Raw genomic sequence first — 15,154 nt, 5'->3', positions numbered from 1 at the left:
CGGGGAACACCCGGCCGGCCCGTACGCGCACGGTCAGACGAGGTCGAACCGGTCCAGGTTCATGACCTTGTCCCAGGCGGCGACGAAGTCCTTCACGAACTTCGCCTTCGCGTCGTCGCTCGCGTAGACCTCCGCGAGCGCGCGCAGCTCGGAGTTCGAGCCGAAGACGAGGTCGGCGCGAGTGCCGGTCCACTTGACCTCGCCCGTGGCGGAGTCGCGGCCCTCGAAGGAGTTGCCGTCCCCGGCCGTGGCCGACCACGTCGTGCCCAGGTCCAGCAGGTTGACGAAGAAGTCGTTCGTCAGGGTCCCCGGAGCCGTGGTGAGGACGCCGTGGCGCGACTGCTGGTGGTTCGCGCCGAGGACGCGCAGGCCGCCGACGAGGACGGTCAGCTCGGGGGCGCTCAGGTTCAGCAAGTTCGCCCGGTCGATCAGCAGGTACTCGGCCGGCAGGCGGTTGCCCTTGCCGAGGTAGTTGCGGAAGCCGTCGGCGCCCGGCTCCAGCGCCGCGAACGACTCCACGTCGGTCTGCTCCTGCGTGGCGTCCACGCGGCCCGGGGTGAACGGGACCTCGACGTCGAAGCCCGCGTCCTTCGCGGCCTGTTCGACGGCGGCGGCGCCCGCAAGGACGATCAGGTCGGCGAGCGAGATCCGCTTGGCCCCCGACTGGGCGGAGTTGAAGGACTCCTGAATGCCCGTCAGGGTCCGCAGGACGGTCGCCAGCTGGTCCGGTTCGTTGACCTCCCAGCCGGCCTGCGGCTGGAGACGGATCCGCGCGCCGTTGGCACCGCCGCGCTTGTCGCTGCCGCGGAACGACGAGGCCGAGGCCCAGGCGGCGGAGACCAGCTGGGACACGGTCAGTTCGGAGCCGAGGACCCGCGCCTTCAGGGCGGCCACGTCGTCGGCGTCCACGGTCTCGTGCGTCAGCGCCGGGAGGGGGTCCTGCCACAGCAGCGTCTCGGCCGGGACCTCCGGGCCGAGGTAGCGCACGACGGGCCCCAGGTCGCGGTGGGTCAGCTTGAACCAGGCGCGGGCGAAGGCGTCCGCGAACTCGGCCGGGTTCTCGTGGAAGCGCCGGGAGATCTGCTCGTAGGCCGGGTCGACGCGGAGCGAGAGGTCGGTCGTCAGCATCGTCGGCGCGTGGGTCTTGGACGCGTCGTGGGCGTCGGGCACGGTGCCCGCCCCGGCGCCGTCCTTCGGCCGCCACTGGTGCGCGCCGGCCGGGCTCCTGAACAGCTCCCACTCGTAGCCGAAGAGGATGTCGAAGAAGCTGTTGTCCCAGGTGATCGGCGTGTTCGTCCAGATCCCCTCCAGACCGCTGGTGATCGCGTCGGCGCCCTTGCCGGTGCCGTACGAGTTCTTCCAGCCGAAGCCCTGCTGCTCGATCGGGGCGGCCTCGGGGTCGTCGCCGACGCTCTCCGCCGGGCCCGCGCCGTGGGTCTTGCCGAAGGTGTGGCCGCCCGCGATCAGGGCGACCGTCTCCTCGTCGTTCATCGCCATCCGGCGGAACGTCTCCCTGATGTCGCGCGCCGCGGCGAGCGGGTCCGGATTGCCGTTCGGGCCTTCCGGGTTGACGTAGATGAGGCCCATCTGGACCGCGCCGAGCGGGTTCTCCAGCTCGCGGTCGCCGGTGTAGCGCTCGTCGTCGAGCCAGGTGGTCTCCGGGCCCCAGTAGACGTCCTCGTCGGGCTCCCACACGTCGGCCCGGCCGCCGGCGAAGCCGAAGGTCTCGAAGCCCATCTGCTCCAGGGCGACGTTGCCGGTGAGGATCATGAGGTCGGCCCAGGAGAGGCTCTGGCCGTACTTCTTCTTGACGGGCCACAGCAGGCGGCGGGCCTTGTCGAGGTTGCCGTTGTCCGGCCAGCTGTTGAGCGGGGCGAAGCGTTGCTGCCCGGCCCCGGCGCCGCCGCGGCCGTCGCTGATCCGGTAGGTGCCGGCGCTGTGCCAGGCCATCCGGATCATGAAGGGGCCGTAGTGGCCGAAGTCGGCCGGCCACCAGTCCTGCGAGGTCGTCAGCACCTCCGCGATGTCCCGCTTCACCGCCGGGAGGTCGAGGGTCTTGAACGCCTCGGCGTAGTCGAACTCCTCGCCGAGGGGGTTGGCGACGGCCGGGTTCTTGGCGAGGATCTTCAGGTTGAGCCGTTCCGGCCACCACTGGCGGTTCCCGCCGCCCTGGGTCGGGTGCGGGGCCCGCTCGTGCGCGACCGGACAGCCACCGCCGCCCCCGTCCTTCGCGTCTACGACGATTGCATCATGGTTCTCAGACATGGGAATCCTTCCGGACCGAGCGGATCACGGTGCTAAGGAACTGCATGTACGGGGAACAGTCGGGGCACAGGACGCGGGCCCCTCTGGAATCGGCCTCGGCCGCGTCGGTCTCCTCGACGCCGAGGTGGTCACCGTCCCGGACGGCTCTCCTGCCGCTCTGGAATCTTCCTGTCCCTTGGCTGCCAACGAATCCGATCCTACGATGGACAGGGTCCAAGTCAAGATGAACACCAAGCTCCGTGCCGTGGGCCCGGCCGCCCTCCGGCGCCGTGCGGGCCTCCCGCCTCGACCCGAACAGGTGATCCGACATGAGTGACCTGCTGGAGCGGCTGCGAGGGCGCGGCTGGAGGATGACGTCCCAGCGGCGCGTGGTCGCGGAGGTCCTCGACGGCGATCACGTGCACCTCACGGCCGACGAGGTGCACGCCCGTGCGGTGCGCAGACTCCCGGAGATCTCCCGGGCGACCGTCTACAACGCCCTGGGCGAGCTGGTCTCCCTCGGCGAGATCGCCGAGGTCACCACCGACGGCCGGGCGAAGCGCTACGACCCGAACGCGCACCACCCGCACCAGCACCTGGTGTGTACGGGCTGCGGTCTGATCCGCGACGTCCACCCGGCCGGCGACCCGCTGGCCGGCCTGCCGGACGAGGAGCGGTTCGGCTTCGCGGTCGCCGAGGTCGAGGTCACGTACCGGGGGCTGTGCCCGGCCTGCGCGTAGGCCGGAGCCGGCGGGCGGGGGAGGGCGGAGCCGAGGTGTCCGGGGCGGCCTCCGCCGTCCCGGAACCGGCAACGATCGTTGCCGTACGCGCAACCCCGCCCGCACGCTCCGCGCATGAACCCGCACAGCCGTACCCCGAACGCCCCGGACCGCTCCGGCGCCGCCACCGGGCCGGGCCCGCGCTCGGTCCGCGGCGCCCTCGCCGGCCTGTCGCTGTCCGTCCTGCTGCCCTCGCTCGGCACGAGCGTCGTCCCCGTCGGACTCCCCGCGCTGGCCGGGGCCTTCGACACCTCCTTCCGGGCGGTCCAGTGGATCGTCCTGGCCTACCTCCTCGCCCTCACCACCCTCGTCGTCGGCGCCGGCCGCCTCGGTGACCTCCTCGGCCGCCGCCGACTGCTCCTGGGCGGGACCGCCCTGTTCACGACGGCCTCGCTGCTGTGCGGCGCGGCGCCGACCCTGTGGCTGCTGATCGTCGCCCGGGCCGCGCAGGGCTTCGGGGCCGCCGTCATGACGGCCCTCGCCATGACCTTCGTCGCCGAGACGGTGCCGAAGGACCGGACCGGCAGCGCCATGGGTCTCCTCGGCACCGCCTCCGCGGTCGGCACCGCCCTCGGTCCCTCGCTGGGCGGCTTCCTGATCTCCGGATCCGGCTGGCAGGCGATCTTCCTCGTCAGTGTGCCGCCGGGCCTCCTCGTCCTGTTCCTCGCCCACCGCCACCTGCCCGCCGACCGGCCGCGGCCCGAGCCGGACCGCCCGGGCTTCGACCGACCGGGCACGCTGCTCCTGGTGCTGGCGCTCGCCGCGTACGCGCTCGCCATGACGCTCGGGCGCGGCTTCGGCCCGGTGAACGCGGCGCTGCTGCTGGCGGCCGTCTGCGGAGCGGCCCTGTTCGTACGCGTCGAGACGCGGGCGGCGTCCCCGCTGATCCGGCTGTCCGCGTTCCGCGATCCGGCGCTGAGCGCGAGCCTCGTCACGAGCGCCCTCGTCTCGACGGTGATGATGACGACGCTGGTGGTCGGGCCGTTCTACCTCGCCCGCGGACTCGGCCTCGAACAGGCCCTCGTCGGACTGGTCCTGGCGGCCGGTCCGGTCGTCGCCGCGCTGACCGGCGTCCCGGCCGGCCGGGTCGTGGACCGTTTCGGCGCGGGGCGTACGACCCTCGCGGGCCTCGCGGCCATGGCGGCCGGCGCCACCGCCCTGTCCGTTCCCGGGAACCCGGGGGTGTTCGGCTACGTGGCCCCCCTCGTGGTGGTCACGGCCGGCTACGCGGTGTTCCAGACGGCCAACAACACCGCCGTCATGGCCGACGTCCCCCCGGACCGCAGGGGTGTCGTGTCCGGGGTGCTCAACCTGTCGCGCAACCTCGGGCTCGTCACCGGCGCGTCCGTCATGGGCGCCGTGTTCGCCCTCGCGACGGCGTCCGCCGACATCGCGACGGCGGACGCCGCCTCCGTCGCCGCCGGCACGCGGATCACGTACGCGGTGGCGGCCGGGGTGACCGTCGTCGCCCTCGCCGTCGCCGCCGGCGGCCGTGCCCTCGCACGGAGCGCCCGGCGCGCGTGAGGCGGTTCACCGGCACCTCGCGCGTTGCGCAGGATGCTCCGTCCGGTCACAGAGTGGTGGAGACCACTTGTCCCCGGGTTTGAAGTCGTTCTAGCCTCCTCCAAGTTGTGCAGTACGAAACAGGCGTTGCGCACAGTGCAACGCATTCGCACTCTCTCCCGGGGACCGCCCATGAAGCTCCGCTCCCGCATAGCCGCACCCCTCGCCGCGCTCGTCCTGGCCGGACTGACGTCCACCGCCTGCGCGCCCCAGACCTCCGTCAACTCCGCCTCGAAGGACGAGAAGTCCGGCACCCTGCGCGTCTGGCTGTTCCAGGAGGTCAACAACGACCCGAAGAAGAAGGTCGTGGACGGGGCCGTCGCCGCCTTCGCCCAGCAGCACCCGGGCGTCGAGGTCGAGGTCGAGTACATCCCGGTCGAGACCCGCGCCCAGCGCGTCAAGGCCGCCTTCAACGACCCGAAGAGCGCCCCCGACCTGATCGAGTACGGCAACACCGACACCGCCGGATACGTCAAGGACGGCGGACTCGCCGACATCGGCGCGGAGTTCGGCGACTGGGCCGAGGCGAAGGACACCGACCGGACCGCCGCCCGGTCCGTCACCGTCGGCGGAAAGGTGTACGGCGCCCCCTTCTTCGTCGGCGTGCGCGCCCTGTACTACCGCACCGACGTGTTCACCGAACTGGGACTGCGCCCGCCGAAGACCCAGGACGAACTGGTCGCCACGGCCAAGCAGATCCGCAAGGCCAGGCCCGAGCTGTACGGACTGGCCGTCGGAGGCGCGTACACCTACGGCGCGATGCCCTTCGTCTGGGCGAACGGCGGCGAACTCGCCGAAGAGGACGGAGCCACCTACAAGTCCGCGATCGACAGCCCCGCCGCACGCAAGGGCATCGAGACCTACACCTCGCTCTTCGGCGACGACAACTGTCCGGCCGCCAAGTGCGCGGCCATGGGCGGCAACGCCACCGTCACCGCGTTCGCCTCGGGCAACGCGGCCATGGCCATCGGCGGCGACTTCAGCCACCAGGCCGTGGAGGCGGGCGCCGTGAAGGGGAAGTACGCCGTCGTCCCGCTGCCCGGGCTCAAGGAGGGCGAGATCGCCCCGGCCTTCGCGGGCGGCAACAACATCGGCGTCCTGAAGAGCAGTTCCCACCGCACCCTCGCGGTCGGCCTGATGAAGCACCTCGCGGGCAAGGACACCCAGCGCAAGCTCTTCGACGCCATGGGCTTCCTGCCCACCTACACCGACGTCCGGGCCGAGGCGGCGAAGAAGGACCCGTTCGTCGAACCGTTCGTCCAGACGCTCGCGGCGGGCACCAAGTTCGTACCGGCCTCCCCGGGCTGGGGCCAGATCGACGCCTCGACCGTCCTGCCGACGATGTTCCAGGAGATCGTCAGCGGCAAGAAGGACGTGGCCGCGGCCGCCGGGGACGCGGCGAAGAAGATGGACGCGGCCTTCACCAGCGCCGGCTGACCGGCCCCCGTCACCATGACCGACACGACGCACGAACCGGCAGCCCGCGCGCCCCGCGCCACGACCTCCCCCGAGACCACCCCGGACCGTACCCCCCGATCCGGACGGCCGGCACGGACCGGACGGACCGGACGGGCCCCGCGCGGACGCCACGGAAGCCGCCGGACCCCCTGGCTCTACCTCGCACCCGCCCTCCTCGTCCTGGCCGCGCTGCTGGTCTACCCGATCTACCAGCTCGGCCTGATCTCCTTCCTCGAATACACCCAGGCCCAGGTCAGCGGCGGCGAACCCACCACCTTCAAGGGCCTCGGCAACTACCGGACCCTCTTCGAGGACGCCCAGTTCTGGCAGGTCCTCCTCGCCACGGTGCTCTTCGCCGCCGCCTGCGTGATCACCACCCTCGGCGTCGGCTGCGCCCTCGCCGTCCTCCTGACCAGGATCAGAGCCCTGCCCAGGCTCGCCCTGATGCTGGCCGCGCTCGGCGCCTGGGCGACCCCCGCCGTCACCGGGTCCACCGTCTGGGTCTTCCTCTTCGACCCGGACTACGGACCGGTCAACCGGCTGCTCGGCCTCGGGGACTTCTCCTGGACGTACGGGCGCTACAGCGCCTTCGCCCTCGTCCTCTTCGAGGTCGTCTGGTGCTCGTTCCCGTTCGTCATGGTGACCGTGTACGCGGGCATCAAGGCGATCCCCTCCGAGGTGCTGGAGGCCGCCTCGCTGGACGGCGCCTCCCAGTGGCGCACCTGGCGCTCCGTCATCGCACCCATGCTCCGGCCCATCCTGATCGTCGTCACCATCCAGTCGATCATCTGGGACTTCAAGGTGTTCACCCAGATCTACGTGATGACCGCCGGCGGCGGCATCGCCGGACAGAACCTCGTCCTCAACGTCTACGCCTACCAGAAGGCCTTCGCCTCCTCGCAGTACAGCCTGGGCTCGGCGATCGGCGTCGTCATGCTGCTGATCCTGCTGACCGTCACCCTCGTCTATCTGCGCCTCATGCGACGGCAGGGAGAAGAACTGTGACCACCACCGGTACGCTCCCCGCCGCCCGCTTCGGGATCCGCCGCCCCTGGCGGCTCGCGGCCGAGGCCTCCGCACTCGCCGTCGCCCTGATCGTGGCGTTCCCGCTCTACTGGATGGTGCTCTCCGCCCTCAAACCGGCGGGGGAGATCCAGTCGACGCAGGCCCGCCCGTGGACCCTCTCCCCGTCCCTCGACTCGTTCCGCCGAGTCTTCGAACAGCAGGAATTCGGGCGCTACTTCCTCAACAGCCTCGTCGTCGCGGGCACCGTCGTCCTCGCCTCCGCGCTGATCGCGTTCCTCGCGGCGACCGCCGTCACCCGCTTCCGGTTCCGCTTCCGTACGACGCTGCTCGTCATGTTCCTCGTGGCGCAGATGGTGCCGATCGAGGCCCTCACGATCCCGCTGTTCTTCCTGATGCGGGACGCGGGCCAGCTGAACACCCTGTGGTCGCTGGTCCTGCCCCACATCGCCTTCTCGCTGCCCTTCGCGATCTGGATGCTGCGCGGCTTCGTGAAGGCGGTTCCCGAGGCCCTGGAAGAGGCCGCGTACATCGACGGCGCGAGCCGGACGCGCTTCCTCTGGCAGATCCTCTTCCCCCTGGTCTTCCCGGGGCTGGTGGCGACGAGCGTCTTCTCCTTCATCTCCACCTGGAACGACTTCCTCTTCGCCAAGTCGTTCATCATCAGCGACACCTCGCAGTCCACCCTCCCGATGGCGCTGCTGGTGTTCTTCAAACCGGACGAGAACGACTGGGGCGGCATCATGGCCGGCTCGACGGTCATGACGGTCCCGGTGCTCGTCTTCTTCGTCCTCGTCCAACGCCGCCTGGTCTCGGGCCTCGGCGGCGCGGTAAAGGACTGACCACCCCAAGGCCCCTCCCGCCTCAGGCGGGAGGGGCCGCGTGCGTGCGTCCCGTGCGGGCTCTTCAAGGGGTGGCCGATATCGCACCGGTAGCTCTACCCTGGGAACGTGGGCCTCCTGCTCCCGACAGCGGAGGCCCACCTCCACGTCACCCCTTCAACGCGCCGACCAGCTGGGCACGCTCACGCAGGTCACGTACGGCACGAACCGCACCGTGCGGCCGGAGCCGGAGGTTCATGACCTCGAAGTGCTCGTCACCCCGCGCGGACGACAGGGCCTCGTAATCGTCCAGGAACCGACCCCACGACTCGCACGCTGCCTCGACATGGCCGATGGTCAACTGCCGCTGCGCGAGGAGCCCGTAGGCGTGGAGTCGGCCCTGCCTCTCGTTGGCCGGCTGGACGCGGATCGACTCACGCAGCGTGCGCACTGAGCCGGGAATGTCCTTGGTCTCGTTCTGCACGTGCGCAACGTGGAACAGATAGGCGGTGCGGTCGTACCCGCCGACGCTCTCCCGCCGGTCGTCCGCGCGCGCCAGCGCCGCCTCTGCCTCCCGCAGCCGGGCGAACGCCTGCCGCTGGTCACCCACCATGGCCGCGCTGTGCGCCTGCTGACCGCGCAGGAACGCCACGAGACGAGACCCGGCGGCCGGGGCAGCCTCGGCCGCGGAGTCGGCCAGCTCCAGAGCGCGCCGCCCGTAGCCGAGATTCGACGCCTGGAGGGACATCCCACGAAGGGTCCGGCAGTACGTGACGTGCTCCTCCGCCTCCCCGGCCAATTTGAGCGCCGACACGTAGTAGTCCTGCCCGAGGCGGTGCTGGCGTTCATACATGGCCATCCACCCCGTGAGGTAGACGAGGTCCGAGGCCGCCGCGAGCATGCTCCGGCGAACGGGGGCCGCAGCCTCCGCCTTCAGCCAGGGCCCCACCGTGTTGACGAGGAACGCGGCGGCCATCGGGCGGGCGTGCCCGGCCCCGAGTTCGTCGAGGATGTAGGCGATCCGGTCCGTCATCGTCTCGATGGCGGCCACCTGCGCCTGGCCCACGCGGGTCGTGGCCTTCCCTGGCCGTATGGGGTCGGGGCTGTCAGCCCGCGCGAGCGTGGGGAACAGGGGGATGGCGAGTGCGGCGGAGAAGACGCCGGCCGCGATGATGCGGCGCCGTGAGGGATCCATGTCGGCCCTTCCGAGGTCTACGAGATCCCGGACAGTGTCCGCCTCTTCGACGGTGGGGGGCGGAGTGAGGCCCGCCTCGGCGTAGGTGACTGGCCGGCCCAGCTTCCGTTCGAACGCCTCGATCAGAACGGCTCTGACCTGTGCCCGGGGCTGATGTCCGGCGACCCACTGGGAAACGGCCGGCTGCCCGTACTGGAGGGCGAGTCCCGCTTCCGCGCCGATGCGGTTGACGATCAGGGCCAGCTGAGAGCGGGACCATCCGGCCTGCTCAAGGAGGGTTCTCAGACCCGCGTTGGGTGTCCGTGAGTGGTGCGCCATGTGCAACTCCCGACAAGTGCATGGCTTGCATACTTCTCCGACCCTTCAACGGTACTCCCGGAGGGGGTCACTGCGGTTCTCTCTTCATACGGATCAACGAGCGAACGGGAGTTGTCCCGGCCGCTGACGATGGTAGGGAGCCAGGCTGATGGCCGAGGTGTACGAGTACGTCCCGCACGCGCTCCTGCGCAAACAGGTTCGGGACATCGCGTCCGGAGCCGAGGGCGAGCTCATGGCAGTCATCCACGAGAACGTGTCGGACACGGCCATCGAGCACTGGATGGACCTCGCCTACGTCCGCCTCCCGTCCGGCTGCGAGTTCTCGACCCTCGTCGACAACATCGAGGCGGTATGACCGCCCCCGCCGGCCGTATCTGCGCGCGCTGCCAGCGGCCGCTCGACGCCGACTTCGAGACGGTCACCGGCCACTCGATGTCCGGAGCCCGGCCGGATCAGCACCGGCACTGGGCGAACGACCCGAAGTGCAAGCCGATCCGCCAGGCCGAGCGCGAGCGCGGCAGCTGAACTCCCGGCCGCCTGTGGTCACGGCGCAGCACAGACGGCCGGGTCCCCCACTCCGCACCGTCCTGCACACGACCCAGGGAGAAGCCTGTCCACGCCCGTACCGCCGCCCTGCCAGTCCGGCCCGAAAACCCCGTCCCTGAAAACGCTGGAGGCACCATGACCCTCACCATTCAGGACCCCCGCATCCTCATCACCCGCGCCGAGTTCGAGGCCGTCGCCGCGACGGTCGGCAGCAACAACCCGGACATCGGGCAGGCAGTGCTTCGCCGTCGACGCCGCGCTCTGGCGGGGGCCGACTGAGCTACGCTGACGGGTCATGACCTCGTGGGAGAGCCCTGATCACGGACCGCTGATCAACCACCTTCGGGAGCTGCGCCGCAAGGGCAACGTTCCGCGGCGCCGCACTGAGGTGAGAGGGTGCGCCGCGTGCCGCGGCATCCGGCGCACGATCCTCATCGACGGCGAGCAGCGCGTCGTGTACAGCGAGCCGTGCCTGGCCTGCCAGGGCGGCGGCTCCACCGAGAAGGCTCACACCCCGGCCTGACGCTCCGCAGGCCCAGCTGGAGCGCGACAACGCTGCGCCGGCGGTGATTTTGCGCCAGTACCCAAACGGTGGCGTCGGACACGCCGAGGCCCCGGCCGGTGTTGGGCGGTCGGGGCCTCGGGGTGGGCCGGCAGTGGCCGGCTCAGGGGGTTTGGGCTCAGGCGCTTTCGGCCTGGAACATCCAGTGGTGCTTTTCCAGGTCGCCCGTCAGGCCGATCAGGATGTCCTCGGTGACGGGGTCGGCGTCGCCGGTGGACTGGATGCGCTCGCGCATGCGGGTGATCACCGCGGCGAGGGCGTCCACGATGATCCGTACCGCGTCCACGTCCTTCACCCAGCCCTCCGGCACGCCGGCGATCGCGCTGGTCGACGCCACCGTGGCGGCGCGGCCGTCGGGGGCCACGCCGAGGGCGGAGGCGCGTTCGGCCACCACGTCGGAGTGGGTGCGGGCCGAGGTGACGACCTCGTCGAGCTGGAGGTGGACCGAGCGGAAGCGCGGGCCCACGACGTTCCAGTGCACCTGCTTGGCGACGAGAGAGAGGTCGACGAGGTCCACCAGGGCGCCTTGCAGGGCTTCGCCCACGATCTTCAGGTCGGCGTCCTTGAGGGAGCTCTTCACGATGGCCACTGGGGGTCTCCACTTCGCGATGTCGCCGACGGCGGGCCCCCTGCCACTCCGGGGCGTGCCGTCGACGAGCACGTTGTCTCGGTCAGACCCTCGCCTACCCGTCTGAGTCGGGAGGAAACGGCCAGGATCCCGTCATTCGGTGTACGCCGGAGGCGCCTACGGTCCCGGCGGGTGATCCCCGCCGCGCTGGAGTTCCGCGTTGAACTGCGCGCCGACGAGCAGCGAAAGGTTCGCGAGCCACAGCCAGACCAGGAAGACCACGAGCCCGGCCAGGGATCCGTACAGGCGGCTGTAGCCGCCCAGACCGCTCTCGCTGTACAGGGTGAACAGCAGGGACGCGCCCAGCCACAGCAGCGCGGCCAGTACACCCCCCGGCAGGCCCCGCCGGGTCCGGCCGGAGGCCGCCGGCTTCGGGCCCGTGCGGAACAGCACCAGGACGAGGGCCGTCACCACGACCAGCAGGGCCGGCCAGCGGGCGAACGTCCACGCACCGCTCACGTCGTGCCCCAGCATCCGCGACAGCCCGCGCGCCGCCGGGCCGGACAGCAGCAGCAGCGCGGCCCCCGCCAGCAGGAGGGCGAGCAGGGCCAGCGCGGTCAAGACGATGGTGTGCGCGGTGCGCAGGGGCGGCCGGGTGTCGGGCACGCGGTGCATGGCGTGCAGGGCCCGGCGGAACACCGCCAGGTAGCTGGACGCCGACCACAGCGCGCTGAGCAGTCCGCTGATCAGCAGGGCCCAGGTGGAGGTGTGCGAGTCGGCCAGGCCGGTCAGGACCTCGCGGAGCAGTTCCGCGGACTGGTGCGGCAGGTAGGAGGTCAGGCCCGAGACGACCCGCTCGCGGGTCGCCGCCCCCGCCAGGCCGTACAGGGAGACGGCCACCAGCAGGGCGGGCAGCAGCGCCAGGACGGAGTAGTAGGTGAGGGCGGCGGCGCAGTCGGCGAGGTTGTCGTTCCAGCCCCGGACGGCGGTGCCGCGCAGCACGGCGCGGAGCCGGCCGCCGAACGGGCCGGCGGAGCGGGCGGAGCCGGAGGGGGAAGAGGGAAGAGAGGAGAAGGAGGGAAAAGAGGACCGTGGGGAGCCGGGGGGCCGGGTCCGCGCCGCTGGAGGCACGGCCGTTCAGATCTCGCGCCAGCGGGCCGAGGCCCACGAGAACGCGCCGAACGCGACGAGCCCCACGGCCATGACGCCCAGCAGCCAGGGCCCGGCGGGCGTCTCGGCGAAGGACCGCAGGGTGTCGTCCATCCCCCTGGCCCGCCCGGGCTCGTGCCGGACCCCGGCGGCGACGGCGAACCCGCCGGCGGCGGCGAACGCCCCACCGCGGGCGATGCCGCCGACGACGCCGAGCACGTCGACGGCGCGCCGCGTCCCGGGCGTCATCCGCCCCGACTTCAGGTGCTTGCGGAAGCTCCGCCGGGCGGCCTGAACCATGATCCACACGCCCGCGCCCGCCAGGGCGGCGCCCGCCGCCACGACGATCCACTGGCCCGCCGGCCAGCCCATCACGGTGGCCGTCACATCGTCGGACTGCTGGTCGGAGGAGCCGCTGCCACTGTCCCCGGACCCGGCCGCGTAGGCCAGTACGGAGAAGGAGACGACGCCGTAGAAGACGCAGCGCGCGGCGGACAGGGCGCGCTTGCCCGGTTCGGTGCCGTCTTCACCGGCCTGCCCGAACAGGGCTTCCGACAGCCTCCAGAGGGCCATGCCGGCCAGGGCGATGCCGATCAGCCACAGCAGGACGTTGCCGAACGGCTGCCCGGCGACTTCCGCCAGGGCCCCGCCCCGGTCCGCCTGCCGGTCGCCGCCGTCGTCGGCGAAGGCGATCCGCAGGGCCAGGACGCCCACCAGTGCGTAGATGACCCCGCGTGCGACGAATCCGCAGCGGGCCCCCGTCTCGACGGCACGGCTGCCGGCGGCCCGGGCCGACCGCGAGCGGTTCCCGGGGCGGGTGAGTGAGCGTACGAAGGATGACATGCTCCCGCGCTTACCCGGGGACGACCGCCGCATCCTTGGGCCCGATGGGCGAGTTGACGGAACAGCAGGAGTGACCCTGGACGGAGCGCCGGAGCGGTGTCAGTGGGGTGTCGGGGCGGTGTCACCGGGGTCCGGGCATGCGGGCGACCGTACTCGCGGGTACCCTACGGCCGTCCCGGCACGGACAATGGCGGCCGGTGTGACGCGCCACCGACCGCGACGCGTCACCGACGACGGAAGGAACCACCGCCATGGGCCGTACTCCCGCAGTGGGGGACATCGTGGGCGACTTCTCCCTGCCCGGGGGAGTCCTGCGAGAGGACCGCTTCGAACGCTCCGACTACTCGCTGGGCGAGCAGCGCGGAAAGCCCGTGGTCCTCGCGTTCTACCCCGGCGACAACACGCCCGTCTGCACCAGACAGCTGTGCTCGTACTCCGACGGCCTCGACGCGCTCCGGACGTCCGGCGCGACCGTCTGGGGCATCAGCCCGCAGGACGTCGACAGCCACGAACGCTTCGCCCGCGACCGCGACCTGCGCATTCCGCTGCTCGCCGACCCCGGACGCACCGTCGCGCGGGCCTTCGGCATCGACGCCCCGCTGATCGGGCTGCGCCGTTCCGTGTTCATCGTCGCGCCCGACGGCAGGCTCCACTGGAAGCGCGTCGGCGCGGTGGGCGCGACGTTCCCCGCGCCCGAAGTCCTCGGCAGGCACCTGGCCGGCATCCGGTAGGCGCGCGTGCGCGGCGGCCGGCACCCGGCGCCGGCCGCCGCGCTCCACGGAGGACTGGTCCGTGACGCCCCGGTCCCTACCAGTAGTGCTTGCGTCCGCCGACGGCGTGCCCCATGGCTCCCACGATCCACAGGATGGCCCCGACGACGAGGAGGATCAAGCCGATGGTCCACAGGATGCTGATGCCGGTGACGAAGCCGATGATGAGCAGAATGAGGCCGATGACGATCATGTTGCCCTCCGATTTCTCTTGATGCTTCTTCCGGGTGGTGGACACGTCCGGAGCGGTCACGGAGGTGATCACGTGCTGCGCCTACCCGCAATCGGCACCCGCACACCCCCGGATCGCCGCACCCCCCGGACGGCCCACCACACCGGCCCCTCCCGCATCAGTCGACCCACTGCCGCCAGGTGCTCTCGTTGCGCTCGACCCACTTCTTCGCCGCCGCCTCGGGCGCCAGCTTCTCCTCGGCGATCATCAGGGACACCTCGTTCTGCTCCTCGACCGTCCAGCGGAACTTCTTCAGGAAGGCGGCCGCGGCACCGCCCCGCTCCGCGAAGCGCGCGTTCAGGTACTTCTGGAGCGGGGTGTGCGGGTAGGCGCAGGCCACCTTCTCCGGGTCGGCGTCGCAGCCCTCCTTGTACTCGGGCAGCTTCACCTCCGTCATCGGGACCCGCTCGAAGAGCCACTGGGGCTTGTACCAGTAGGTCAGGAACGGCTTGCGCTCCTTCGCGAACTGCTTGATCTGGGTGATCTGCGCGGCCTCGGAGCCGGCGAAGACGACCTCGAAGTCCAGGCCGAGGTTCTTCACCAGTGCCTTGTCGTTCGTGACGTACGAGGGGGAGCCGTCCATCAGCTGCCCCTTGCCACGGCTCTCCGCGGTGCCGAGCCGGTCGGCGTACTTGTCGAGGTTCTTCCAGTCGGTGACGTCCGGATGCTCCTCGGCGAAGTACGTCGGCACGAACCAGCCGATGTGACCGGTGACGCCGAGGTCGCCGCCCGGGGTGATCGTCTTCTTCTCCTCGACGTACCGCTTCTCCTGCTCGGGGTGGCCCCAGTCCTCCAGGATCGCGTCGACCCGGCCCTGGCTGAGCGCGTCCCACGCGGGGACCTCGTCCACCTGCACGGTGTCGACGCGGTAGCCCAGCTCGTGTTCGAGGAGGTAGGCGGCGACGGCGGTGTTCGCCTGGGCGCCGACCCAGGACTGGACGGACAGGGTGACGGTCTTCGCGCCCTGCGCGGCGGCGTACGGGGAGGCCTGGCGGGTCATGTCGGCCGCGCCGCAGCCGGTGAGCACGGCGAGGGCCGTACCGGCGGCGAACGCGGCGACGGCCCGCCGGCCCCGGCGCCGGC

Annotated in this window: 17 protein-coding genes; 10 read left to right on the top strand and 7 right to left on the bottom strand. The window is 71.4% G+C overall.

All coding sequences use genetic code 11. The features are described 5' to 3' along the window. Positions 1-33: 33 nt before the first annotated feature. Positions 34-2,265, bottom strand: coding sequence for a catalase/peroxidase HPI (gene katG / locus ABZZ17_RS18060; RefSeq protein WP_356877058.1), 2,232 nt, complete (start codon positions 2,263-2,265; stop codon positions 34-36). 308 nt (positions 2,266-2,573) lie between these two features. On the opposite strand from katG, the gene ABZZ17_RS18055 reads away from it, so the two are divergent. The 5 genes from ABZZ17_RS18055 (at position 2,574) to ABZZ17_RS18035 (ending at position 7,909) form a co-directional block, all read left to right on the top strand. Next, positions 2,574-2,984, top strand: a complete 411-nt coding sequence (locus ABZZ17_RS18055; protein WP_356877056.1) for a Fur family transcriptional regulator — start codon at positions 2,574-2,576, stop codon at positions 2,982-2,984. Positions 2,985-3,098: 114 nt separating this feature from the next. Further along, positions 3,099-4,547, top strand: coding sequence for an MFS transporter (locus tag ABZZ17_RS18050; protein ID WP_356877054.1), 1,449 nt, complete (start codon positions 3,099-3,101; stop codon positions 4,545-4,547). A gap of 171 nt (positions 4,548-4,718) precedes the next feature. Next, complete coding sequence (locus ABZZ17_RS18045) at positions 4,719-6,023, top strand: extracellular solute-binding protein (protein WP_356877052.1); 1,305 nt, start codon at positions 4,719-4,721, stop codon at positions 6,021-6,023. 15 nt (positions 6,024-6,038) lie between these two features. Next, complete coding sequence (locus tag ABZZ17_RS18040; RefSeq protein WP_356877050.1) at positions 6,039-7,049, top strand: sugar ABC transporter permease; 1,011 nt, start codon at positions 6,039-6,041, stop codon at positions 7,047-7,049. Beyond that, positions 7,046-7,909, top strand: coding sequence for a carbohydrate ABC transporter permease (locus ABZZ17_RS18035; protein ID WP_356877048.1), 864 nt, complete (start codon positions 7,046-7,048; stop codon positions 7,907-7,909). The genes ABZZ17_RS18040 and ABZZ17_RS18035 overlap by 4 nt, the downstream gene beginning before the upstream one ends. A 148-nt stretch (positions 7,910-8,057) precedes the next feature. Here ABZZ17_RS18035 and ABZZ17_RS18030 read toward each other — a convergent pair whose 3' ends face one another. After that, positions 8,058-9,401: a hypothetical protein gene (locus ABZZ17_RS18030; protein WP_356877124.1), complete on the bottom strand. Its 1,344-nt coding sequence runs from the start codon at positions 9,399-9,401 to the stop codon at positions 8,058-8,060. A gap of 148 nt (positions 9,402-9,549) precedes the next feature. Here ABZZ17_RS18030 and ABZZ17_RS18025 point away from each other — a divergent pair, with 148 nt between their 5' ends. The 4 genes from ABZZ17_RS18025 (at position 9,550) to ABZZ17_RS18010 (ending at position 10,470) form a co-directional block, all read left to right on the top strand. Then, positions 9,550-9,756, top strand: a complete 207-nt coding sequence (locus tag ABZZ17_RS18025; RefSeq protein WP_356877046.1) for a hypothetical protein — start codon at positions 9,550-9,552, stop codon at positions 9,754-9,756. After that, complete coding sequence (locus tag ABZZ17_RS18020; protein ID WP_356877044.1) at positions 9,753-9,926, top strand: hypothetical protein; 174 nt, start codon at positions 9,753-9,755, stop codon at positions 9,924-9,926. Before ABZZ17_RS18025 ends, ABZZ17_RS18020 begins: the two co-directional genes overlap by 4 nt. Before the next feature lie 156 nt (positions 9,927-10,082). Next, complete coding sequence (locus tag ABZZ17_RS18015) at positions 10,083-10,226, top strand: hypothetical protein (protein ID WP_356877042.1); 144 nt, start codon at positions 10,083-10,085, stop codon at positions 10,224-10,226. 16 nt (positions 10,227-10,242) lie between these two features. Continuing rightward, positions 10,243-10,470, top strand: coding sequence for a hypothetical protein (locus ABZZ17_RS18010; protein ID WP_356877040.1), 228 nt, complete (start codon positions 10,243-10,245; stop codon positions 10,468-10,470). A gap of 157 nt (positions 10,471-10,627) precedes the next feature. On the opposite strand, the gene ABZZ17_RS18005 is transcribed toward ABZZ17_RS18010, so the two are convergent. The 3 genes from ABZZ17_RS18005 to ABZZ17_RS17995 all read right to left on the bottom strand — a co-directional run bounded on the left by ABZZ17_RS18005 (position 10,628) and on the right by ABZZ17_RS17995 (position 13,069). Then, on the bottom strand, positions 10,628-11,098 hold the full coding sequence (locus tag ABZZ17_RS18005) for a DNA starvation/stationary phase protection protein (RefSeq protein ID WP_356877038.1): 471 nt from the start codon (positions 11,096-11,098) through the stop codon (positions 10,628-10,630). Between the two features lie 156 nt (positions 11,099-11,254). Beyond that, positions 11,255-12,079, bottom strand: a complete 825-nt coding sequence (locus tag ABZZ17_RS18000; RefSeq protein ID WP_356877036.1) for a YihY/virulence factor BrkB family protein — start codon at positions 12,077-12,079, stop codon at positions 11,255-11,257. Between the two features lie 135 nt (positions 12,080-12,214). Further along, entirely contained in the window at positions 12,215-13,069 is an 855-nt protein-coding gene (locus ABZZ17_RS17995; RefSeq protein ID WP_356877034.1) for a DUF1206 domain-containing protein, read from the bottom strand. Positions 13,070-13,320: 251 nt separating this feature from the next. On the opposite strand from ABZZ17_RS17995, the gene ABZZ17_RS17990 reads away from it, so the two are divergent. Then, positions 13,321-13,800, top strand: coding sequence for a peroxiredoxin (locus ABZZ17_RS17990; protein ID WP_356877032.1), 480 nt, complete (start codon positions 13,321-13,323; stop codon positions 13,798-13,800). Between the two features lie 76 nt (positions 13,801-13,876). Here ABZZ17_RS17990 and ABZZ17_RS17985 read toward each other — a convergent pair whose 3' ends face one another. Continuing rightward, on the bottom strand, positions 13,877-14,032 hold the full coding sequence (locus tag ABZZ17_RS17985; protein WP_356877122.1) for a DUF6131 family protein: 156 nt from the start codon (positions 14,030-14,032) through the stop codon (positions 13,877-13,879). Positions 14,033-14,189: 157 nt separating this feature from the next. Continuing rightward, complete coding sequence (locus ABZZ17_RS17980; RefSeq protein WP_356877120.1) at positions 14,190-15,071, bottom strand: ABC transporter substrate-binding protein; 882 nt, start codon at positions 15,069-15,071, stop codon at positions 14,190-14,192. Positions 15,072-15,154: the final 83 nt, after the last annotated feature.

The sequence above is a fragment of the Streptomyces sp. NPDC006512 genome (assembly GCF_040611935.1).
Taxonomy (GTDB): Bacteria; Actinomycetota; Actinomycetes; order Streptomycetales; family Streptomycetaceae; genus Streptomyces.
The sequence above is the reverse complement of the archived record's forward strand: the minus strand, read 5'-3'. Positions and strand labels throughout refer to the sequence as shown.

What these genes read in the sequence shown, in the direction of transcription:
- ABZZ17_RS17985 (WP_356877122.1), bottom strand. Translation starts at nt 14,032, where the DNA reads ATGATCGTCATCGGCCTCATTCTGCTCATCATCGGCTTCGTCACCGGC.
- ABZZ17_RS18025 (WP_356877046.1), top strand. Translation starts at nt 9,550, where the DNA reads ATGGCCGAGGTGTACGAGTACGTCCCGCACGCGCTCCTGCGCAAACAG.
- ABZZ17_RS18020 (WP_356877044.1), top strand. Translation starts at nt 9,753, where the DNA reads ATGACCGCCCCCGCCGGCCGTATCTGCGCGCGCTGCCAGCGGCCGCTC.
- ABZZ17_RS18045 (WP_356877052.1), top strand. Translation starts at nt 4,719, where the DNA reads ATGAAGCTCCGCTCCCGCATAGCCGCACCCCTCGCCGCGCTCGTCCTG.
- ABZZ17_RS18050 (WP_356877054.1), top strand. Translation starts at nt 3,099, where the DNA reads ATGAACCCGCACAGCCGTACCCCGAACGCCCCGGACCGCTCCGGCGCC.
- ABZZ17_RS17980 (WP_356877120.1), bottom strand. Translation starts at nt 15,071, where the DNA reads ATGACCCGCCAGGCCTCCCCGTACGCCGCCGCGCAGGGCGCGAAGACC.
- katG (WP_356877058.1), bottom strand. Translation starts at nt 2,265, where the DNA reads ATGTCTGAGAACCATGATGCAATCGTCGTAGACGCGAAGGACGGGGGC.
- ABZZ17_RS18055 (WP_356877056.1), top strand. Translation starts at nt 2,574, where the DNA reads ATGAGTGACCTGCTGGAGCGGCTGCGAGGGCGCGGCTGGAGGATGACG.
- ABZZ17_RS17995 (WP_356877034.1), bottom strand. Translation starts at nt 13,069, where the DNA reads ATGTCATCCTTCGTACGCTCACTCACCCGCCCCGGGAACCGCTCGCGG.
- ABZZ17_RS18015 (WP_356877042.1), top strand. Translation starts at nt 10,083, where the DNA reads ATGACCCTCACCATTCAGGACCCCCGCATCCTCATCACCCGCGCCGAG.
- ABZZ17_RS18040 (WP_356877050.1), top strand. Translation starts at nt 6,039, where the DNA reads ATGACCGACACGACGCACGAACCGGCAGCCCGCGCGCCCCGCGCCACG.
- ABZZ17_RS18010 (WP_356877040.1), top strand. Translation starts at nt 10,243, where the DNA reads ATGACCTCGTGGGAGAGCCCTGATCACGGACCGCTGATCAACCACCTT.
- ABZZ17_RS18030 (WP_356877124.1), bottom strand. Translation starts at nt 9,401, where the DNA reads ATGGCGCACCACTCACGGACACCCAACGCGGGTCTGAGAACCCTCCTT.
- ABZZ17_RS17990 (WP_356877032.1), top strand. Translation starts at nt 13,321, where the DNA reads ATGGGCCGTACTCCCGCAGTGGGGGACATCGTGGGCGACTTCTCCCTG.